Origin of the sequence: Herbaspirillum sp. C7C8, assembly GCF_022627875.1 — a bacterium.
Lineage (GTDB): Bacteria > Pseudomonadota > Gammaproteobacteria > Burkholderiales > Burkholderiaceae_D > Herbaspirillum.
Genome location: NZ_JABXGG010000020.1, coordinates 47,707 through 68,976 on the forward strand (window position 1 = coordinate 47,707; position 21,270 = coordinate 68,976).

The 21,270-nt window shown below is 64.5% G+C and carries 18 protein-coding genes; 8 read left to right on the forward strand and 10 right to left on the reverse strand.

Going from position 1 to position 21,270, the window contains the following annotated elements; translation table 11 throughout:
* Positions 1 to 9: 9 nt before the first annotated feature.
* Positions 10 to 657: a maleylacetoacetate isomerase gene (gene maiA, locus HWE01_RS19715; protein WP_008326254.1), complete on the forward strand. Its 648-nt coding sequence runs from the start codon at positions 10 to 12 to the stop codon at positions 655 to 657.
* Positions 658 to 661: 4 nt separating this feature from the next.
* Here maiA and HWE01_RS19720 read toward each other — a convergent pair whose 3' ends face one another.
* The 10 genes from HWE01_RS19720 to HWE01_RS19765 form a co-directional block, all read right to left on the reverse strand.
* Positions 662 to 1,117, reverse strand: a complete 456-nt coding sequence (locus HWE01_RS19720; RefSeq protein WP_241822643.1) for a MaoC family dehydratase — start codon at positions 1,115 to 1,117, stop codon at positions 662 to 664.
* 83 nt (positions 1,118 to 1,200) lie between these two features.
* Positions 1,201 to 1,410 carry an Abi family protein gene (locus tag HWE01_RS19725; RefSeq protein WP_241822644.1) on the reverse strand — a complete coding sequence of 70 codons (210 nt, stop codon included), beginning with the start codon at positions 1,408 to 1,410 and terminating at the stop codon, positions 1,201 to 1,203.
* A 212-nt stretch (positions 1,411 to 1,622) separates the two neighbouring features.
* Positions 1,623 to 3,644 (reverse strand): flagellar filament capping protein FliD, encoded by a 2,022-nt coding sequence (fliD, locus tag HWE01_RS19730; RefSeq protein WP_241822645.1) that lies wholly within the window; start codon positions 3,642 to 3,644, stop codon positions 1,623 to 1,625.
* A gap of 307 nt (positions 3,645 to 3,951) precedes the next feature.
* Positions 3,952 to 4,446 (reverse strand): Lrp/AsnC family transcriptional regulator, encoded by a 495-nt coding sequence (locus HWE01_RS19735; RefSeq protein WP_081486017.1) that lies wholly within the window; start codon positions 4,444 to 4,446, stop codon positions 3,952 to 3,954.
* A gap of 143 nt (positions 4,447 to 4,589) precedes the next feature.
* The gene (locus HWE01_RS19740) at positions 4,590 to 5,966 is read right to left on the reverse strand and encodes an aspartate aminotransferase family protein (protein ID WP_241822646.1); all 1,377 of its coding nucleotides are present in this window, start codon (positions 5,964 to 5,966) and stop codon (positions 4,590 to 4,592) included.
* 179 nt (positions 5,967 to 6,145) lie between these two features.
* A complete protein-coding gene (locus HWE01_RS19745) occupies positions 6,146 to 7,048 on the reverse strand; it encodes a GNAT family N-acetyltransferase (RefSeq protein WP_241822647.1) in 903 nt (300 codons plus the stop codon).
* A 49-nt stretch (positions 7,049 to 7,097) separates the two neighbouring features.
* Positions 7,098 to 8,594 (reverse strand): NAD-dependent succinate-semialdehyde dehydrogenase, encoded by a 1,497-nt coding sequence (locus HWE01_RS19750; protein ID WP_241822648.1) that lies wholly within the window; start codon positions 8,592 to 8,594, stop codon positions 7,098 to 7,100.
* 65 nt (positions 8,595 to 8,659) lie between these two features.
* Positions 8,660 to 9,952 carry an NAD(P)/FAD-dependent oxidoreductase gene (locus HWE01_RS19755; RefSeq protein ID WP_241822649.1) on the reverse strand — a complete coding sequence of 431 codons (1,293 nt, stop codon included), beginning with the start codon at positions 9,950 to 9,952 and terminating at the stop codon, positions 8,660 to 8,662.
* A gap of 198 nt (positions 9,953 to 10,150) precedes the next feature.
* Positions 10,151 to 11,077: a 2-hydroxyacid dehydrogenase gene (locus HWE01_RS19760; protein ID WP_008326278.1), complete on the reverse strand. Its 927-nt coding sequence runs from the start codon at positions 11,075 to 11,077 to the stop codon at positions 10,151 to 10,153.
* Between the two features lie 20 nt (positions 11,078 to 11,097).
* A complete protein-coding gene (locus HWE01_RS19765; RefSeq protein WP_241822650.1) occupies positions 11,098 to 11,985 on the reverse strand; it encodes a GNAT family N-acetyltransferase in 888 nt (295 codons plus the stop codon).
* Positions 11,986 to 12,616: 631 nt separating this feature from the next.
* Between HWE01_RS19765 and HWE01_RS19770 the strand changes: the two genes are divergently transcribed.
* The 7 genes from HWE01_RS19770 (at position 12,617) to HWE01_RS19800 (ending at position 21,267) form a co-directional block, all read left to right on the forward strand.
* The gene (locus HWE01_RS19770) at positions 12,617 to 13,285 is read left to right on the forward strand and encodes a haloacid dehalogenase type II (protein ID WP_008326284.1); all 669 of its coding nucleotides are present in this window, start codon (positions 12,617 to 12,619) and stop codon (positions 13,283 to 13,285) included.
* A 193-nt stretch (positions 13,286 to 13,478) separates the two neighbouring features.
* Positions 13,479 to 15,101 carry an ABC transporter substrate-binding protein gene (locus HWE01_RS19775; protein WP_034349850.1) on the forward strand — a complete coding sequence of 541 codons (1,623 nt, stop codon included), beginning with the start codon at positions 13,479 to 13,481 and terminating at the stop codon, positions 15,099 to 15,101.
* Positions 15,102 to 15,201: 100 nt separating this feature from the next.
* Positions 15,202 to 16,158, forward strand: a complete 957-nt coding sequence (locus HWE01_RS19780) for an ABC transporter permease (protein WP_008326288.1) — start codon at positions 15,202 to 15,204, stop codon at positions 16,156 to 16,158.
* Entirely contained in the window at positions 16,155 to 17,036 is an 882-nt protein-coding gene (locus HWE01_RS19785) for an ABC transporter permease (RefSeq protein WP_034349852.1), read from the forward strand. Before HWE01_RS19780 ends, HWE01_RS19785 begins: the two co-directional genes overlap by 4 nt.
* A 4-nt stretch (positions 17,037 to 17,040) precedes the next feature.
* Complete coding sequence (locus HWE01_RS19790; RefSeq protein ID WP_241822651.1) at positions 17,041 to 18,978, forward strand: ABC transporter ATP-binding protein; 1,938 nt, start codon at positions 17,041 to 17,043, stop codon at positions 18,976 to 18,978.
* A gap of 227 nt (positions 18,979 to 19,205) precedes the next feature.
* Entirely contained in the window at positions 19,206 to 19,940 is a 735-nt protein-coding gene (locus HWE01_RS19795) for a cupin domain-containing protein (protein ID WP_241822652.1), read from the forward strand.
* A gap of 1 nt (position 19,941) precedes the next feature.
* Positions 19,942 to 21,267 (forward strand): NAD(P)/FAD-dependent oxidoreductase, encoded by a 1,326-nt coding sequence (locus HWE01_RS19800; protein WP_008326302.1) that lies wholly within the window; start codon positions 19,942 to 19,944, stop codon positions 21,265 to 21,267.
* Positions 21,268 to 21,270 lie beyond the last annotated feature (3 nt).

Sequence of the window (21,270 nt, forward strand, 5' to 3'; positions counted from 1 at the left end):
AGCAAGCGCATGACGACTCTCTACAGCTATTTCCGCAGCTCGGCCTCCTATCGCGTGCGCATCGCGCTCAATCTCAAGGGCGTGGCCTACGAGACGGCGGCCGTGCATCTGTTGAACCAGGGCGGTGAGCAGTTGCTGCCCGCCTTCACGCAATTGAATCCGCATGCGCTGGTTCCGGTGCTGGCCGACCAGGGCAAGCTGCTCACGCAATCGATGGCGATGCTGGAGTATCTGGACGAGCGCTATCCGACCCCATCGCTCCTGCCTGGCGACGCCTTTGCGCGCGCGCACATCCGTGAGCTTTCGCTGGCCATCGCCTGCGAGATTCATCCGCTGAACAATCTGCGCGTACTGCGTTATCTCAAGCACACGCTTGCAGTGGATGAAGCGCAGAAGACGGCCTGGATCCAGCACTGGATCAAGCTTGGTTTCACGGCGCTGGAGCAGCAACTGGCGGCCGACACCACGCGCGGCCATTTCTGCGTGGGGGATGCGCCGACCATGGCCGATTGCTTCCTGGTTCCGCAGATCTTCAACGCACGCCGTTTCGAAGTGGACATGGCACCGTACCCGACGCTGTGCGCCATCGAGGCTGCCTGCAATGCGCTGCCCGCTTTCGAGCAGGCGCATCCGGCACGGCAGCCCGACGCCGCGTAAGCGTTCAGCCCGGGCTGCGGCGCGGTACCAGCAGGTTGCCGGTCATGATGAGCACGGCTTCGTCGTGCTGGTTGTAGGTGGTCACACGATGATTGAGGAAACCCTGCTGCGGCTTGGATTGCGAGGTCTTGATGCCCAGCACTTCCGCTTCAAGACGCAGCACATCGCCCGGACGTGTCGGACGCGGCCAGCGGAATTCATCGAAGCCGGCACCGATGATGCCGCCCTGGATGTGCAGGGTATCGACCAGCAGGCGCATGGTCAGCGCGGCGGTATGCCAGCCGCTGGCGGCCAGGCCGCGGAAGAAAGTCTGCTGCGCCGCCGCTTCGTCGAGGTGGAAGGGTTGGGGATCGTATTGTCGGGCGAACTGCTTGATCTCTTCGGCGCTCACGGTGAGCGTGCCCGGCGAGCGCAATACCTGGCCGGGTTGGAAGTCATCGAGGTAGTTGAGGGCGGTCACTGTGTCTCCATTCCTGGTTTGCACGCTGCAAGGTGCTTGTTGTCGTCATGAGGTAGACAACCAGTATAACGATACCGCGCCATCTATGGACGGGCGGCCAGCCAGGTGGTGATTTGCTGGTGCTGCTGCATCCAGCGGAAGGTCTGTGGTGAGCGCCACGCGATCAGTTGGCCGATCAATCGATACTCGGCCTCCAGCGCACGATGGAATATCGGTTCGTGATGGGCGATGCGGTTACGCAATTGCCGGATCGTTTCCAGTGCATCATGGATGGCCTTGCGATGTTGTGCCACTGAGCGGTGCGCATCGAGATGCGGGAAGACGCGTCGCAGGTGAGGGTTCCATAGCCTTCCATCATGCCGTGCCGCGAACATGCGTTGCCAGAATCCATTGGGCTTCGGATGAAGCGGAGCAACTTGGGATCTCTTCGATGCAGCGGCGACGCGCTCCCTGCAAACGGGTGTTACCGCTTCCCCGGCCACGTCATCTGGCGCGACCCTGTTCATCACGACGACTTGGACAACTTGCTCAACTGCTGCGTCAGATAGCTCTGCCGCGACTGCATGGTCGCCAGCGTGAGATTGAGCCGGTTGAACTGGTTGGTGTAGTTGTCCTTCAGGTTCTGCAGTCGTGTATTGGCGGCGCTCTGCTGGTCGGTCACGATCTTGAGGCTGTCCTGCAGCCCGCGGGTCTTGGCGGCCAGCGTGCCGCTGTCGCCGAGGATGCTGTCCATCACCTTCTGCAGCTTGGGTACCACGCCGCCGGCGCCGCTGAAGAGATTGCTGACCGCCTCGAAATCCTTGTTGCCCGCCGCCGTCAGCTTGCTGGCCTCCAGCGCCAGCGTGCCATCCTTCTGGAACGAGATCCCCACCAGCGAGAGATTCATGCGACCGTCCGCGCCCAGTGCACCCAGCATGGTGCTGCGGATCTGCGCCATCATGCTCAGTACCGAGGACTCGGCTGCCAGCGGGGAGCCGGTACTGGCCTGGCCCTTGGTGGTGGACGGGGTCTGCCTGGTGAGGTTGGCGACCGCCTTGGCCAGCGTATTGTAGGCGCTCACGAAACTGTTGGCCGCCGTGGTCAGACCGCTGGTGTCGTTGGTGACGGACAGCGAAAAGTCGTCGGCCGGGGTGGTGAGCTTGGTCAGATTGAGCGTCACCCCCGAAATCGCATTGCTGACCTTGTTGGTGGTGCTGGTCACGGCCACGCCATCGATGGTCAGCCGGGCATCCTGCGCCTTGGCCAACTGCCCCATGCTGCTGCCGGCCAGGTCGGCGTAGTCATTGCTGCCGACCAGCTTGATGGGCGCATTGCCGGCCGGGGTCAGCACCAGATGGTCCTTGCTGCCGTCATTGCTGATGCTGGCGGTGACCCCGGTGCCGGCATCGTTGATGGCCTTCATCACGTCGTTCAGTCCGATCGCGCCGCTGTTGTCGAGATCGCTCGGGTTGATGGTGAAGGACGTGCTGCCCACCTGCAGCGTCAGGCTGCCCGTGCCATAGGTCTGGTTGGTCGCCACGCCGGTGGTGGTGACGGTGCCGCTCGGGTCGAAGTTGAACACCGCGAAATTGCCCGTGCCGCTCACCCGCAGGCTGTTGGCCGCACCGCTGTCCTTGGCGGTCAGCACCAGGTGGTCGTTGCTGCCGTCGCTGACGATGGCCGCATTCACGCCCGCCTCGCTGGCATTGATGGCGTCGCGCACGCCGGCCAAGGTGTTGGACTTGGGCTGGATCAGGGTGGTCGAGCCGTTGCCGGTCTTGATGGCCAGCACGCCATTGTCGAAGGTCGTGCCCGGTGCGATGCCGGCCGAACTGACCTTGACCGCCTGCGCCAGCTGGTTCACGCCGATGCTGTACTTGCCGGCGGCGGCCTTGGTGGCGTCGCGCGGGGCCTGGATCTGGGTGACCGAGCCCGCGACCGCCGGGTCGTAGTTCAGCCCCGCCAGCGAATTGTTGGCCGTGAGCTTGATGGTGTTGGCCGTGCCGCCGGTATTGGCTTCCAGCACCAGATGGGCGCCGCTGCCATCGGTCACGATGGAGGCCGACACGCCCGCCTTGGCGGCGTTGATGGCGTCACGCACCCCGGCCAGCGTGGCATTGGCCTGCAAGGTGATGAAGCGGGGCGAGCCGGTGCCGACCTTGATGGCGATGGAGTCGCCGGCATTGAAGGTGGTGCCGCTGGCATAGCCGCCGGATTTGAGCTTCTGCGCCAGGACCTTGGTCGAATCGTCGCTGTTGGCCTCGGCCGTGAACGGATCGGTGGTCAGGTTGCTGCCGGCGCCGGCGTTGGAGACGGTGGTCTTCTGGGCGCTGAAGCTGGCTGCCGTCATGAGCTTCAACGCACTCTGGTAGCTCGATAGCGCATTCTTGAGCGAACCATAGGCGGAGATGAGCGTATTGAACCCGCTTTCCTTGGCCTTCAGTGGTGTGAGTCTGGATTTGCTCTCCACCGCAATGAGCTGATTGACCAGCGTCGCGACGTCAAGCGGACCGGCCGATGTCGATACCGTCCCCGTGGAAGTTGCCATGTTGACCCCTGAATAACGATGATTTTCTTGTAATTTGAGAAACTGACGGTCCGTCAGCACACCCGAAGGTTAACGGCGCATCTTTACAAAAGTAAAGGACAGTTTGCTGACCGATGGGGGGATTTCCGGGGGTTTTTGTGGAGATTCGATGGAGATGCTGCAAGCGGGTCGTTGCGGCCTGTCGTGATGGCGGCTCAGGCAGCCGCCAGGGGCAGGCGCGCGGGGACGGCGCTTGCGGGGCGAAGTGAAGGAACTTGCGCAGAAGGGGCCGCGCGGCCCGCCAACGGGCGATGGCCCGCCAGCGGACTCAGGTCTGGATGAACTTTTCCAGCGGGTAGTGGTGCTTGATGAACGGCGACTTGATGACGATGTAGCTGAAATACTTTTCGATGCGCAGGTTCTGTTCCAGCAGCGACTCGATCACGCTCTGGTAGTGCACCACGCTGCGGGTCATGAACTTGAGCAGGTAGTCATAGCCACCGCTGACCAGATGGCATTCGATGATCTCATCGACATTGCGGATGGTGGCTTCGAACTTGGCGAAGTCTTCGCGGCGATGGTCCGACAGCGTCACTTCGGTGAAGACGATCTGGACGTCGGCCAGCTTTTCCAGGCGGATATAGGCGCCATAGCCGCTGATGTAGCCAGCCTTCTCCAGGCGCTTGACGCGGATCAGGCAGGGGCTGGGGGAGAGGCCGACGGCGTCGGCCAGGATTACATTGGTAATGCGGCTATTTTGCTGCAGGTGACACAAAATCCTCAGATCGATCCGGTCCAGTTTCAACGCGCCGTTAGTCATCATGTTGCCTCGGGTTATTCGACTCAGCCTGCCGGTCTTGCGCGCGTGTGCCACGCAGCGAAGTCCGGCAGGATGTAGCAGGGCATTTTAACCCCTCCCGCCGTGATTTCCCCATCGGGCAGGAGGCGATACTCGCATTGGCCGCTTCAGCGCACGGCCTGGCGAACCTCGGCTTGGGCCAGCACTTCATCGAGGATGGCCCGCAGACGCGCAAACATCAGCGCAAAATCGTCTTCGGTATAGCACAGCGCCGGTGCGAAGCCGAGGATGTTGTCGCCAAAGGCGCGGAACACCAGCCCGTGCCGATAGGCCACCTGGAAGATGCGATCATGCAGCTTCAGTTCCGGCGCGAAGCGCGCCTTGGTCGTCTTGTCGGCCACCAGTTCCAGCGCACCCAGCAGGCCTCGGCTGCGGGCATCGCCCACCAGCGGATGATCCAGCAGCGCGCGCAGGCCACCGGCAAACACCGGTTCCAGACGACGGCCGTTTTCCAGCAGGCCGCCTTCCTCATACAGCCGCAGGACCTCCAGCGCCACCGCCGCACTGACCGGATGGGCCGAGTAGGTCTGGCCATGGCCGACCACGGTGCTCATCGGGGCGCCATCGGCGATGCCGTTGTAGACGCGGTCCGACATCATCACCGCACCCATGGGCGCGTAACCCGCGGTCAGGCCCTTGGCCATGGTCATCAGGTCGGGCTGCACGTCCTCATCCAGGCAGGCGAACATCGGACCGGTGCGGCCGAAACCGGTAATGACTTCGTCCACCACGAACAGAATGTCCAGTGCATTGCAGGCCAGCTGCATGGCCTTCAACCAACCCTTGGGCGGCACCACCACGCCACCCGAGCCCTGGATCGGTTCGCAGAAGAAGGCCGCCACATTGTCCGCGCCCAGTTCAGCGACCTTCTCGCGCAGCGATTGCACCGAGGCGGCGATGATCGCTTCGTCGCCCTGCAGTTCGCTGCGGTAGGGATAAGGCGAGGGCAGGTAATGCTGGGTCGGCAGCGGCAGGTTGAAATTGAAATGGAAATTGGGCAGCGCCGTCAGGCCCGCCCCCACGGAAGACGAGCCGTGATAACCACGTTGCAGCGAGATGAAATGCTTCTTGGTCGGCTTGCCGATGGAATTGTGATAGTGCGTGATGTAGCGAATGGCCGCATCCACCGCATCCGAGCCGCCCAGCGTGAAGTAGACGTGCTTCAACGATGCCGGGCTGATGTCCACCAGCTTCTTGGCCAGCAGGATGGCCGGTTCCGAGGCGAAGTGGAAATAGCCTGTGGCGTACGGCAAGCGCTGCATCTGCTCGGTGGCCGCGCGGATCACGCTTTCCTGGCCATAGCCGGTATTGACGCACCACAGTCCCGAGAAGGCATCCAGCAACTGCTTGTCCTGGTGGTCGGTCAGGTAGGCACCCTGGCCGGACTTGAGGATGATGGGGCCCAGCTCTTCATGCTCGCGGAAGCTGGCAACAGGGTGGATCAGGTGGCTGCGGTCAAGCGCGGCCAGGGCGGAAGTTTGCATAGAGATGGACTCGCTGAAGATGCGTTGAACAAGGCCGTGCAGGCAAACGGCACAACCGGCATGTGTTCTATCCTATGCCCCTGGCCTCGTAGCCGATGCGCAAGATGCGGGCCTGAAAAAGCATCTTCATGGGTTTTGCGCGCTGCTGCGGCATTTTCTGCGGCAGCAGCACGACCACCTCAGCCCAGCGCCTGATTGACGATGGAGAACAGCTGCATGCCCGCATCGCGCGCCGGCGCTTCACCCTTGCACATGCGCGTGACGTGGTCCACGCAGGTCAGGCCCAGCTTGTCGAACCAGGCCGGCAGGCCGCTCGATTCGAACACGTCGATGCGGATGAACGAATCCGAATAGGTATTGATCCAGTGCGCGATCAATCCCTTGGCACGTTCCGCGTCCGGTGCCACCACCGGCCCGATCACGCGTCCATGGCCGAAGCGGCGCACCAGCGCAAAGCCCAGCATCTCGCCATCACGGTCCAGTGCCACGCCTTCGGACATCTCCAGCAGGGCCAGCAGCAGCTTGCTGCGATCCATGCCGGTGGCTTGGGCATCCAGTTCCAGCAGGCGATGCACGTCATTCTTGCCCATCGGCCGCACGCGCTCGCCCGGTGGCAGCGAGACCAGCACCGGCTGCGCCGAGGATCCCTGGAACTGGTGCAGCACATCCTGCTGCACGAAACCCAGTTGCTTGTAGAGCGGCATGCCGGCAGCCGTGGCATTGACGATGAGGCTGCGGCCATTGACCTGGCTGGCGGCGTGCTGCATGAGCCGCCGTCCGAGGCCGCGCCGCTGCAATTCAGCCTGCACCAGCAACATGCCAATGACTGCGTGGTGCTCGCCATAGGTGGTGCAGACCACGCTGCCCACCGTGCGCAGCGGGGCATCCGATGCCGTATTTTCGAGCAGGTAGCCTTGCCCCATCTGCAGCAGGAAATTCCAGTCTTCCAGCCGGTGCGGCCACTTGAAGCGCAGCGACAGCCGGTGGCAGTGGCCCAGGTCATCTGCGGCCATGGGCCGCAAGAGCAGATCGGGCAAGGGCGCGCGGACGGTCTCGGGATCGTGGGTGGACAGCGCGGGCATGGGGACTCCTGTTGGTTTCAGTGGGAGGGGCGGCAGTGCAAAGCCTGCCTCAGAGCTGGCCCTGGCAAACGTATTTGGTATGCAGGTAATCATCCAGGCCATGTACCGAACCTTCACGGCCATAACCGGATTCCTTCACACCGCCGAAGGGCGCGGCTTCCGCCGCCAGCGCACCTTCGTTGACGCCCACGATACCGCTTTCCAGCGCATCGGTGACACGATGGATGCGGCGCACATCGGTCGAATAGAAATACGATGCCAGGCCGAAGGGGGTGGCATTGGCAGCGGCAATCACTTCCTCTTCCGTCGCGAAGCGGGTAATGGGCGCCACCGGTCCGAAGGTCTCTTCGCAGCTGCATTGCATCTCGCCGGTGACGTTGGCCAGCACGGTAGGCGCGTAGTAGTTGTCGCTTTCAAAGCCGGGACCCTGCAGGCGCTTGCCCCCGGTGATCACGCGCGCACCCCGTTCGATGGCATCGCGCACGTGCTGGTCGATCTTGGCGATGGCGCGGGCATTGATCATGGGGCCGATCTGCGAGGCAGCATCGGTGGCCGGACCGACCTTGAGCGCTGCGACCCGCGCGCCCAGCTTGGCCACGAAGGCTTCATAGACCTTGTCCTGCACGTAGATGCGATTGGGGCTCACGCAGGTCTGGCCGCCATTGCGGAACTTGGCGGCCATCACGCCATCGATGGCGGCATCGACATCGGCATCGTCAAAGACGATGAAGGGTGCATTGCCACCCAGTTCCAGCGAGAGCTTCTTCAAGGTATCGGCCGAATGACGCGCCAGGTGCTTGCCCACGGCGGTCGATCCGGTGAAGCTGATCTTGCGCACGCGCCCGTCGGCCAGCCACACGTCGACCACTTCCGGGGTGCGTTCGCGCGAGGCGGTCACGATGTTGATGACGCCGGGTGGCACGCCTGCCTCCAGCGCCAGGCGGATCAGCGCCAGCGAGGTCAGCGGCGTATCCTCGGCCGGCTTGCAGACCACCGTGCAGCCCGCAGCCAGGGCCGGGGCGATCTTGCGGGCGATCATCGCCGCCGGGAAATTCCAAGGCGTGATGGCCGCCACCACACCGACCGGTTCCTTCAGCGCCATCATGCGACGACCGCTGACCGGTGCCGGGATGATGTCGCCATTGGCGCGCGTGGCTTCCTCGCCGAACCATTCCACATAGCTGGCGGCATAGGCCACTTCACCCTTGGCTTCGGCCAGCGGCTTGCCCTGCTCGCGCGAGATCAGGCGACCAAGGTCTTCCTGGTGCGCCAGCAGCAGGTCGTTCCAGCGCTTGATGATGGTGGCGCGCTGCTTGGCCGGCGTGGCACGCCAGGCCGGGAAGGCGGCGACGGCGGCATCGACGGCGGCGCGGGCATCGGCAGCACTGCCGTCAGGGACGGTGGCGAACACCTGGCCGGTGGCCGGGTCGGTCACCTCCAGCACACGGCCATCGGCCGCAGCGCGCCACTCGGCGCCGATCAGTTGGGTGCCGGGCATCAGGTCCTGGCGTTGCAGAGTCAGAGTCAGAGAGGTCATGGTGAGCATTCAGCAAAAGTTAATGCAGCTATCAACGAGCATTCAATAAAAGTTAATGCAGCCGGCGGGCGTCATCACGCCAACTTGTCCTTGATCTGGTAATACAGGCCGATCACCGGCAGGAACCAGGGCGGGCCGAAGTGACCGGGGATGGCCGGCCACTCGCGTTCACGCCAGGGGTTGGCCAGCGTGTCGCCGGCCAGCACCCGCGCCATGCACTGGCCCATGTGTACCGACATCTGGGTGCCATGGCCGCTGTAGCCCATGGAGTAATACAGGCCATCGCGTTCACCGGCTTGCGGCAGGCGGTCGCGGGTCATGTCCACCAGCCCGCCCCAGCAGTAGTCCAGGCGCACCTGGCCCAGTTGCGGGAAGGTCTGGTGCAGGCCCTGACGCAGGATCTCGCCGCTGGCGGCATCGGATTGCGGGCTGGAAATCGCAAAGCGCGCCCGGCCACCGAAGACCAGGCGGGTATCGGGCGTCATGCGGAAATAGTGGTGGATGTTGGCCACCGTGGTGTAGGTACGTTGCTTGGCCAGCAGGGCCGCAGCGCGTTCGGCACCCAGCGGTTCGGTCACCACGATGAAGCTGCCGACGGGCACGATGCGCCGGCGCAGCCAGCCGAAGCTGCCATAGGCACCGTGACGGCTGGCACCGGTGGCCAGCAGCACCTGCTTGGCCGTGATGGTGCCGCGCGCGGTGTGGACGCGATGCGCGTGGGTGTTGCCGATGCGTTCCAGGCGCCGCACTTCGGTGCCTGTGTGGATGGCCGCGCCGTGGCGTTCGGCCGCAGTGGCCAGGCCGTAGGCGAAGCGGCCCATGTGCATCTGGCCGCTGCGTTTGTAGAGCAGTCCGCCATGGAAGCGCTCGCTCTGCACCTCGGCCTGCACGCGGGCCGCATCGAGGATTTCCACGTCACTGTCCACGCCATCGGCGATGAGGCGGTCGGCGCTGCGTTGCAGGGCCTCCATCTGATAGGGTTTGGTGGCCATCTTGAGCTTGCCGTGGCGCAGGAAATCGCAGGCTATCTGTTCTTCCTCCACCAGCCGCGCCACCGTATCGACCGCGTCGTCATAGGCGTGATACCAGGCCCGCGCGCGCTCCACGCCGACCTTGCCCGCGACCTCCGCATAGTCCACCGCCAGGCCGTTGTTGACGTGGCCGCCGTTGCGCCCCGAGGCTTCGGCGGCCACGTGCGGGCCGGCTTCCAGCACGACTACCGAGGCGCCGCGTTTTGCCAGTGCCAGCGCGGCCGACAAGCCGGTGAAGCCGCCGCCGACGATGGCCACGTCGACCTGCCTGGGCAGCTCGCGCGTGGGGGAGATGAACAGCGGTGCAGAATCGGTCCAGTAGGATTCCAGCTTCATGGTCGGGGCTTCAGGGTCAGGAAGTGAATGGGGGCAGGGAAGGGGCGCTGACGCACTTCGCCATGCCATCAAGGATAGAACGCATTGGCCAGAGAGGTGACGCGAACTGCCCGCGGCCGGCGGCATGGCGTGCCGTTGTGTCAGGGGCGTTCGGCATTTTGTTTGCCATGCGGCATCTCCGGTCGGGGGCAGTTGGACTCAGTAACCGCGCCGGCGGTCGATCAGCCCCAGCAGGGGCAGGCCCGCGCGATGGCGGCGCAGGTTCTCCAGCACCGCATCGACGGCGCCATCGGGCTGGGTCATGCTGGCGATGTGGGGCGTGAGCACGATGTCGGGATGCGTCCAGAACGGGTGGCCCTGCGGCAAGGGTTCGGTCTCGCACACGTCCAGTACGGCGGCGCTCAACTGGCCGTCATTCAAGGCGGCCAGCAGATCGTCTTCCACCAGATGGCCGCCGCGTCCGACGTTGACCAGGGCGGCTCCGCGCGGCAATTGCGCAAACAGCGCGCCATTGAGCAGGCCGCGCGTGTCCTCGGTCAGCGGCACCAGACACACCAGCACATCGGTGCGGGCCAGGAAGTCGCGCAGGCCATCGCTGCCGCTGTAGCAATCGATGCCGTCCATCTGGTGCGCCGAGCGGCTCCATCCTGCGCAGGGAAAGCCCAGCCCGTGCAACTGCTGCAGCACTGCGCGACCCAGCATGCCCAGTCCCAGCACGCCCACGCGGCAGGCCGAGGCCGGGCGCACGCGATGGGCGCGCCATACCTGGTCGCGCTGCTGGCGCGCGTAAATGCGGCTGTCGCGATGCAGGCCCAGCACGGCGTGCGTCACGTACTGCACCATGCCGGCGGCAATGCCGGGCTCGGTCATGCGCACCACGGGCAACTCCGGCGGCAGGGTGGACATGTCGAACTGATCGATGCCGGCCCCCACCGAGAACAGGATTTCCAGCTTGGGGAAGCGTTGCGCGATATCGTCCGGCGGCGTCCATGCGGCCAGATAGCGCACGCTGGCGCCATCGCCTTCATGCGGCCAGATCTGGAAGGGCAGTTCGGGTGCCTTCTCGGCAAACAGTTGCGCCCATTCGGCGCCGCGTACCGGATCGGCCTTGTAGAGAAAAGTCATGGTGGTGTTGTCGGGGCCGTTCAGCCCAGTGCCTGGTTGATCATGGAATAGGTGCGCCACTGTGTCGCAGGTGCGGGCGGGGTGCCACGGCACATGCTGACCACGTCGTCCACGCAGGTCAGGCCGATCTCCTCCAGCCAGGGCTTGAGTCCGGTACGACCCGGCACGTCGATGCGCAGATAGGCGCCCGGACAGGCGTTGACCCAATGGGCGATGAGTGTCTTGGCATCCTCCACATTGCTGGCGATGACCGGACCGATCACGCGGCCACGACCGAACTCGCGCAGATAGGCCACGCCCTTGACCTGGCCCGCCTGTTCCAGCACGGCCACTTCCGAGCTCGCCAGCAGCGGCTCCAGCAGGGCGCTGCGGTCCATGCCGCTGGCCTGACGATCCAGCGCCAGCAGGAGCGGCAATTCCTCCTTGCGCAGCGCACGGATGCGGGCATCCGGCGCCAGCACCGGGGTGGCCCGTGCGGTGGTGCTCTGGTGCTGGCTCAGGGTATCGGTGACGACAAAGCCCAGCTTTTCATAGAGCGGGCGTCCGGCCTCGGTGGCATTGAGGATGACATTGCGCGACCCGGCATCCTGCAGCAGGCGCTGCATCATGGCACGGCCCAGGCCCCGGCCTTGCAGGGCATCGGTGATGATGACCAGACCCAGCGAGGCGTAGTCCTCACCCAGCGGACAGAGCATGCCGCTGCCGGCCACGCTGCGCGTGCCATCGGGCTGTTCCAGTTCGACTGCCCAACTGCTGCTGACCTGATGATGGAACTGCCAGTCGGCCAGTCGATGCGGCCAGTACAGGTGCAGACTCATGGCGTGGCAACTGGGCAGGTCCTCCGGGCGCATGGGGCGCAGGGTGGTCTGGATGGCCTCACTGGCCGGGAGTGTGCTTTCGGTGGTCATGCAGCGTGTCCTTGTCGATACGGTGGCGAGGCGGATGAAGTCCGAGGTAGATCGACCCTGCTCCGCCAAATCATATAAATGGTTTCTGTCTTCCAGCCTTCTTGCGTTGCCGAGCCCGTCCGCAGGCCGGGCCCGCAACGCTACCCCAGCGATGATGCACCCGGTGCGGCACAGAGCGGCGGTCTTCGGACCCGCCAATTCGCAATCTTATGGCGATCTGCCCCCTCTTCTCGGCACAAAATTGGGCGCCATCGGCAGTAGCATGGTGCAGCCCCGCAGGCTCTGCCCAGGCAGTGCAGCGAGGCGTGCAGGCCGGTGCCGATGATGAACGGCCTGTACGAATGCAGCCCCGGAGACGGACCGGCGGGCGGACACGATCCGCACCAGCTTGGTGAAAATGCCCCAAAGCGGCGCACCCGACTCGCATTGCTGCACTGCTCGGCAAGCTATGCTGATTGGACCGCCGAAAACACATATTTCTGTTTCGCGGCCCGGTCAAAAAGGAATAAACCGCAGGTTTCGCTATGTTGTAATCCTTCTCATGCACTGACCCGCAATCCCGCAAGCAAGCAGCATCCAGCGCAGGGCCGACAGGTGATGCGCCCCCCCATTTTTGACAGGACGATTTTTCATGAGCATTTTCAAGCCCAAGTTCATTACCTTCGATTGCTACGGCACCCTGACCCGTTTCCAGATGTCGGAAACCGCCCAGAAGATCTATGCCGACCGTGTCTCGGCCGAAGACATGCCGTTCTTCCTGCGCCAGTTCGCGGCATACCGCCTGGATGAAGTTCTGGACCAGTGGAAGCCCTACGAACAGGTCTGCAAGAACGCCATCACCCGCACCTGTGAACGTTGGGGCATCAAGACCAATGACGAGGAAACCGGTGCCTTCTACAAGGCCGTGCCGACCTGGGGTCCGCACGCCGACGTACCGGCGGGCCTCTCCAAGGTGGCCAAGGAATTCCCGCTGGTGATCTTCTCCAATGCCGACGACAGCCAGATCATGCACAACGTCGAGCAACTGGGCGCACCCTTCCATAAGGTCTTCACCGCCCAGCAGGCCCAAGCCTACAAGCCGCGCCTGCGCGCCTTCGAGTACATGCTGGACAACCTGAACTGCAATCCGGAAGACGTGCTGCACGTTTCTTCCAGCCTGCGCTACGACCTCATGCCGGCTTCCGACATGGGCATCAAGAACAAGGTCTTCGTGGCCCGTGGTCATGAACCCTCGACCCCGCACTACGGCTACACCGAGATCAAGGATATCTCCGGCCTGCCGGGCGTACTCGGTCTGTAAGACAGGGGACGGCGGGAGCGCAAGGCTCCCGCGCAGTTCTCGCATTTTCCCGGCGTGCTCCCGCCCTGGTATCAATGTTGCGAGGAGTGTGGCGGGACCAACAGGCGGTCTGCTCTCCGGAGGGATCTGCAAAACGCAGACGGCAAAGCAGACCAGTGGTCTTCGTGGTTGAACTTTTATCGTGAGGCATTTCATGAGCAAGCAGGAAAACGGACATCACCCCCAAGAGGGTTCCATCATCACCGGCGACGCGCTGGAACACGCGCAGGGCGGCTTCACCCGCCGCGACATGATGCGTACCCTGCTGGCTGGCAGCCTCATGACGGTCGGCGGCACGGGCCTGTTGACCGCCAGCGGCAGCGTCATGGCGCAGACCGGCAAGCGCGGCGGCAAGATGCGTATCGCTACCCAGACCAGCTCCACCGCTGACACACTCGACCCGGCCAAGACCGCGCACTCCACCGACTACACCCGGGTGCACATGTTCTACAACGGCCTGACCAAGCTCGATGGCAAGCTTGCGCCGCAAATGGTGCTGGCCGAAGAAATGCTGACCACCGACGCCATCACCTGGACCGTCAAGCTGAGAAAGGGCGTGGTCTTCCACGACGGCAAGCCGTTCACCCCGGCTGACGTGGTCTATTCCATCATGCGCCACAAGGATCCGGCCACCGCGTCCAAGGTCAAGGTCGTGGCCGACCAGTTCGAGTCGGTCAAGGCCACCGGCCCCAACGAAGTCCAGATCAAGCTCACCAGCGCCAACGCCGACCTGCCGGTGATCCTGGCCACCGCGCAGTTCCTCATCATCCGCGATGGCACCACCAACTTCAGCACGCCCAACGGGACCGGCGCCTTCAAGCTCAAGGAATTCACCCCGGGCGTGCGCACTATCGGCGTACGCAACGAGAATTACTGGAAGCCGGGCCTGCCCTACCTGGACGAAGTCGAACTGTTCGGCATCCCCGACGAAGCCGCGCGCGTCAATGCGCTGCTCTCCGGCGACGTGCACTGGATCAACGACGTCAACGCCCGCTCCACCGGTCGCGTCAAGGGCACCCCGGGCTACACCGTCATGGAAACCAAGTCGGGTCAGTACACCGACCTGGTCATCCGCCAGGACCAGGCACCGGGCAACAGCATGGACTTCACCCTGGGCATGAAGTACCTGCTGGACCGCGAACAGATCAAGATGGCCGCCTTCCGTGGCTATGCCGTCACCGCCAACGACCAGCCGATCGACCCGACCAACCGCTTCTACTTTGCCGGCCTGCCGCAGCGTCCCTACGATCCGGACAAGGCCAAGTTCCACCTGGAGAAGGCCGGCGTGCTGGGCAGTACCATCCCCATCGTGGCCTCGGTGGCCGCCACCGGTTCGGTCGACATGGCCGTGCTGATGCAGCAGAGCGCCGCCAAGATCGGGCTGAAACTGGATGTCAAGCGCGTGCCTGCCGATGGTTACTGGTCCAATCAGTGGATGAAGGTGCCGGTCGGCTTCGGCAACATCAATCCGCGCCCCAGCGCCGACATCCTGCTCACGCAGTTCTTCAAGTCGGATGCACAGTGGAACGAATCGGGCTGGAAGAATCCGCAGTTCGACCAGCTGGTGGTGGCCGCCCGCGGCGAGACCGATTTCACCAAGCGCAAAGCCATGTATGCCGACCTGCAGACCATGATCCACGAGAAGTGCGGCCTGGGCATCCCGGTCTTCATCATCAATCTGGAAGGCATGAGCACCAAGGTCAAGGGCATCGATCCGGTGCCGCTGGGTGCGTTCATGAACTACACCTGCGCCGAGTACGTCTGGCTGGACGCGTGAGTACGGGAAAGTCTCACGCCTGACGCACGCTGTCAGTAGAAGTCGCGCGGGACCGGTCCATCTTGATGGCCGGCCCCGCCACTCGTTACCGAGGAAAGCTATGAATGGAATGGTCCTGCGTCTGATCGTGCGTCGCCTCCTGCAGGCGGTGCTGACGCTGCTGCTGGTCTCGGCCGGCATATTCTTCATCACCAACCTGTTGCCGGGCGACGCCGCCCAGACCGCGCTGGGCCAGGCGGCCACGCCCGAGACGGTGGCCGCACTGCGCCTGCAATATGGTCTGGATCTGCCGGCCCCGGTGCGTTACGCGCACTGGCTGGGCAATCTGCTGTCAGGAAATCCCGGCATGTCACTGGTCAACAATGTGCCGGTGGCCCAGATGATTGGCGGCCGCCTGCCGGCCTCGCTCATGCTGGCCGCCGTGACGGCCCTGGTGTCGGTGCCGCTGGCGCTGTTCCTGGGCATCTTCTCGGCCATGTATCGCGGTTCCTTCTTTGATCGCGCCGTCAACGTCAGTGCGGTATCGATGGTGTCGGTGCCGGAATTTCTGGTGGCCACCGTGGCCGTGATGATCTTCGCGGTCAAGCTGCGCTGGCTCTCGGCCCTGTCGCATGTGGGCGATGCAGACACCCTGGGTGCCTTCGTCAAGGCCTATGCCATGCCGGTGCTGACCCTGTGCTGCGTGATCGTGGCCCAGATGACGCGCATGACGCGCGCCGCCGTGATCGACCAGTTGCGCTCGTCCTACGCCGAGATGGCCTTGTTGAAAGGTGTCAAGCGCACCCGCATCGTGCTGCGCCATGCCTTGCCCAACGCCATCGGGCCGATTGCCAATGCGGTGGCGCTGAGCCTGTCCTACCTGCTGGGCGGTGTCATCATCGTCGAAAGCATTTTCAATTACCCCGGCATCGCCACCTTGATGATCGATGCCGTGACCACCCGCGACATGCCGCTGGTGCAAGCCTGTTCCATGATCTTCTGCGCCGGCTACCTGCTGCTGGTGCTCACCGCCGATGTGCTGGCCATTGTTTCCAATCCAAGGTTGAAGACCCGATGAAAGCTCTCCACGACTCTACCGGCAGCGAAGCCGGCGCGCCTGTGGCTGCGGCCACCGCACCGGCCAGGCGCGTACGCCGCCACTCGACCATGGCCTGGATCGGCATGGCCATCGTCGGCTTCTGGATCCTGATGGCCATCATCGGCCCCAGCCTCTCGCCCTATGACGCTACCGCCATCGTCGATACCGACGTGTTCTCCGGCATGAGCCACAAGTTCCTGCTGGGCAGCGACTACCTGGGCCGTGACATGTTGAGCCGCATCCTCTTCGGCACCCGCGCCACCATCGGCCTGGCCCTGCTGTCGACCCTGGTGGCCAGCCTCTCCGGCACGGCCATCGCGCTGTTCGCGGCCTTCTCGGGCGGCTGGCGCGATGCCGTCATCAGCCGTGCACTCGATGCCCTGATCTCCATTCCCAGCAAGATGTTCGCGCTGATGATGGTGGCCACCTTCGGTTCCTCCATGTTCCTGCTGGTGCTCACCGCCGCCATCACCTACATGCCCGGCGCCTACCGCATCGCGCGTTCGCTGGCAGTCAACGTGCAGGCCATGGAATACGTGCAGGCCGCACGGGCGCGCGGCGAGGGCGTGTGGTACATCATGACGGTGGAAATGCTGCCCAACATGATCCGTCCCGTGATGGCTGATTTCGGTCTGCGCTTCGTCTACGTGGTGCTGCTGCTGTCGGGCCTGAGCTTCCTCTCGCTGGGCGTGCAACCGCCGGACGCCGACTGGGGCTCGCTGGTACGCGAAAACATTTCCGGCCTGGGCGAGGGTGCCCTGGCGGTGATCATGCCGGCGCTGGCGATTGCCTCGCTGACCATCGGCGTGAACCTGTTGATCGATAACCTGCGCAGCAAGCGCGCTGCCAAGGAGTAAGCCCGTGAAGCAATTCGATATCTTCCTCGGCAAGGAAAACGGCGCCGGTGCCGGCGGTGCGGCTGGCGCAGCAGCGCAGCGGCCACTGGTGGAGGTGCAGGGCCTGCGCGTGAATGCCCGCAAGGATGACGGCAGTGAGGTCGAGATCGTCAAGAACGTCAGCTTCACCGTGGCGCCGGGCGAAGTCGTGGCCCTCATCGGTGAATCCGGTTCCGGCAAGACCACCATTGCGCTATCCCTGCTGGGTTATGCGCGCGCCGGCTGCCACATTGCCGGTGGCCAGGTGCGCATCGGTCAGCGCCAGATCGACCAGATGGATGAGAAGGCCCTGCTGGCCATGCGCGGCCACCACGTGGCATACATCGCCCAGAGTGCAGCGGCCGCCTTCAACCCGGCCCGCACGCTCATGGACCAGGTGATCGAAAGTGCCCTGCAGCACGGCGTGATGGACAAGGCCAGCGCCATGCGCAAGGCGGTCGAGCTGTTCCGCGCACTGGCCCTGCCGAACCCCGACAAGATCGGCGAACGTTATCCGCACCAGGTGTCCGGCGGCCAGCTCCAGCGCGTGATGGCGGCCATGGCCCTGATCACCGACCCGGAGCTGGTGATCCTGGACGAGCCCACCACGGCGCTGGACGTGACCACCCAGATCGAAGTGCTGCGCGCCTTCAAGAAGGTGGTCAAGGAAATCGGCACCACCGCCGTCTACGTCTCCCACGACCTGGCCGTGGTGGCGCAGATGGCCGACCGCATCATCGTGCTGCGCGATGGCGCCGTGCGTGAAGTCGGCAGCACCGGCCAGGTGCTGCATGCGCCCGCCGATACCTATACGCAAAGCCTGATCGCCGCTGCCTGCCCCGCTGCACGCGTGGTGCAACTGCGCGAGATCCTGCCAGAGACCGTGCCGGCACAAGCCAAGGCCCCGCTGCTGCGCATCAGCGGCCTGGTCGCCGGTTACGGTGCGCCGGATCGCCTGGGCCTGCCGGGCGTACGCATCCTGGACGACATCAACCTCACCATCCAGCGCGGCAGCACCGTGGGCATCATCGGCGAATCCGGTTCCGGCAAGACCACCCTGGCGCGCGCCGTGGCCGGCATGATCGAGCCGGCGCGCGGCAGCATCCAGCTCGATGGCGAGAATCTCTCGCCCACGCTCGAAGGCCGCACCCGCGAACAATTCCGCCGTGTGCAGATCGTGTTCCAGAATGCCGACACGGCGCTCAATCCGGCGCATACCATCGGCCGCATCCTGAACCGTCCGCTGTCCTTCTATCACGGCCTGAAGGGCGATGCCATGCGCCGCCGTACGGCCGAACTGCTGGATCTGGTCAAGCTGCCTTCCAGTGTCATCGACCGCCTGCCCGCCGAACTCTCCGGCGGTCAGAAGCAGCGCGTGAACCTGGCCCGCGCCCTGGCCGCCAAGCCCGACCTGATCCTGTGCGACGAAGTGACCTCGGCGCTGGACACCGTGGTCGCCGCCGCCATCCTGGAACTGCTGGCCGAACTGCGCCGCGAGCTGCAGGTGTCCTACATGTTCATCAGCCACGACATCAGCACCGTGCGCGCCATCTGCGACGACATCGTGGTGCTCTATGCCGGCCGCATGGTGGCCAACCGCCCCCGCGAAGCGATGATGGCACCGCCTTATCACCCGTATTCGCACCTGCTGCTGTCGTCGGTCCCGGCCATGCAGCAAGGCTGGCTGGAGCAGGTGGCCGGCGCCGGCCAGCACAAGCTGCCGCCCATCGGTGCGGTCGATCCTTCCCCCGAGATCTGCGCCTTCCTGCCGCGCTGTGCGCAGCGCATCGATGGTGTGTGCAACGTGGTGCCGCCACGCCGCCGCAATATGGAACATGGCGGAGAGATTCTCTGTCACCGCTCGGATGCCGATCTGCAGCAGTCGCAGAGGCCGCTGGTGCCGGTGGAGGGCATCACGGTCTGATCCCCGCGTGGTCACCCGCTGGCTGCCTGGCGGCTGGCCAAGCCGGGCGGGTGAGGCAGCTTCACAGCATTAAGCCAGGCTTAATGCTGGATTCGAAGAGCATTAATCACAGCCACATGCCGGCGCCGTAGCATCGTCTGACATGAAGAAGAGATTCGGGCAGGACTGCAAGAGATCAGCCGAGCTGGCCGGACGGTCCCGCCCACCCCAAGGAAACAGGAGAAAAAATGACTGCAGCGTTGGTGTTGTACCGTGCCTCCGGCACCCCCGTATCCACCCCATTCCATCCGGGCGCGCTGGGCGCCTCCGACCCCTTCGCCGCCATGCGCGAGATTGCCTGGCAGGGCATTGGCGGCATGAGCGCAGGCCGCCTGCGTTTCGAAGGCAGCCTCGACATCGCCCGCTTCCCGCACCAGGAAACCCTGGTGGTGGTGCAAGGCGAGCTGACCATCGAAACCGAAGGCGCCGCGCCCCTGGTGCTCAAACCTGACAGCGGCGTGGTCATTGCCACCGGCGCCACCGTACGCTTTTCGGCCAGACAGCCCACGCTGGTGGTGTTCTGTGCCGCCGACTGCCCGCACCCGGTGCAGCCGGGCGTATTCCCGCTGGTGGCCGAGGCCAATTTCAAGCCCTCGGCCAATTCGCTGCCCAAGGAAATCCTGCTGGGCGAGGTACCCACCTGCCGCAGCGACAACGTGATCGATGAAAGCTCCATCGGCTGCAAGATCGGCACCTGGGATTCCACCCCTTATCACCGCATCGTGCGTGCCCATCCGGTCAATGAATTCATGCACATCCTCGATGGCGGCGTGCGCTTTGCCGAACCCGATGGCAGCGTGGTGGCCGTCGAGCGGGGTGATGCCGTCTTCGTGTCGCTGGGTGCGGCCATCGGTTGGGAGAGCAGCCAGCGCGTAGCCAAGTTCTACGTGGTGCAGACCGTGCCGGCCGAAGGAGGCAAGTAAAATGTCACCCCCGCTCGTACAGGTCCAGAGTCCCACGATTCCCCCGGCCTCGGCCGATGTGGTCGTCATCGGTGGCGGCATCATCGGTATCTTCACCGCCTACTATCTGGCCAAGCGCGGCATCTCGGTGGCAGTGGTCGAGAAGGGCCGCATCGGTGCCGAACAATCCAGCCGCAACTGGGGCTGGTGCCGCCAGCAGAACCGCGACGCGCGCGAACTGCCCATGGCCACCAAGAGCATCGACCTGTGGGAACAGTTCTCCGCCGAGACCGGTGAAGATACCGGTTTCACGCGCTGCGGCCTGCTCTATCTCTCCAACGATGATGAAGAAATCGCCCGCTGGGCAGCCTGGGGCGACTTCGCCAAGACCGCCGGCGTGACCACTTACATGCTCGATGCCAAGCAGGCGGCCGAACGTGGCCACGCCACCGGACGCGCCTGGAAAGGCGGCGTCTTCTCGCCCACCGACGGCACCGCCGACCCGGGCAAGGCGGCACCTGCCGTGGCACGTGCCATCATGAAGCTGGGTGGTCACGTGATCCAGCAATGCGCCGCACGTGGCATCGAAACCGAAGGTGGCCGCGTCTCGGGCGTGATCACCGAAGCCGGTGTCATCAAGACCAAGGTGGCCGTCATGGCCGGTGGTGCATGGGCTTCGTCGTTCTGCCATCAGCTGGGGATACGCTTCCCGCAGGCGTCGGTGCGGCAATCCATCATGAGCGTGGCGCCCATGGAGCAGCCTTTGCCGGGCGCGCTCTACACCTCGGGCGTCGCTGTCACCCGCCGCAGCAATGGCTCGTACGCGCTGGCCATCAGTGGCCGTGCGCGGGTCGATCCGACCATGCAGTTCCTGCGCTTCTCGCCGCAGTTCCTGCCGATGTTCGCCAAGCGCTGGCGCAGCCTGTCGCCGGGCGGGCTGGAAGCCTGGCGCAGCGGCCATGAGACCTTGTCGCGCTGGCGCATGGATGCGCCCACGCCCATGGAACGCATGCGCATCCTGGATGCGTCGGCCGATCCGGTCTCGATCCGCGCCACCCATCGCCGCGCCGTCGAATTGCTGCCACAGCTGGCGCAGGCCAAGGTCACGCATACGTGGGCCGGTTATGTGGACAGCACGCCTGATGGCGTGCCGGGCATCGGCGAGCTGCCGCAGACACCGGGCCTGATCCTGGCGGCCGGTTTCTCCGGTCACGGCTTCGGCATCGGGCCGGGCGCGGGCCACCTGATCGCGGACCTGGCCAGCGGTGTGGAGCCCATTGTCGATCCGCGTCCCTATCACCCCAGTCGTTTTTCGGATTCGTCCTGGGGCAAGGTGGCCGATTTCTGAAGC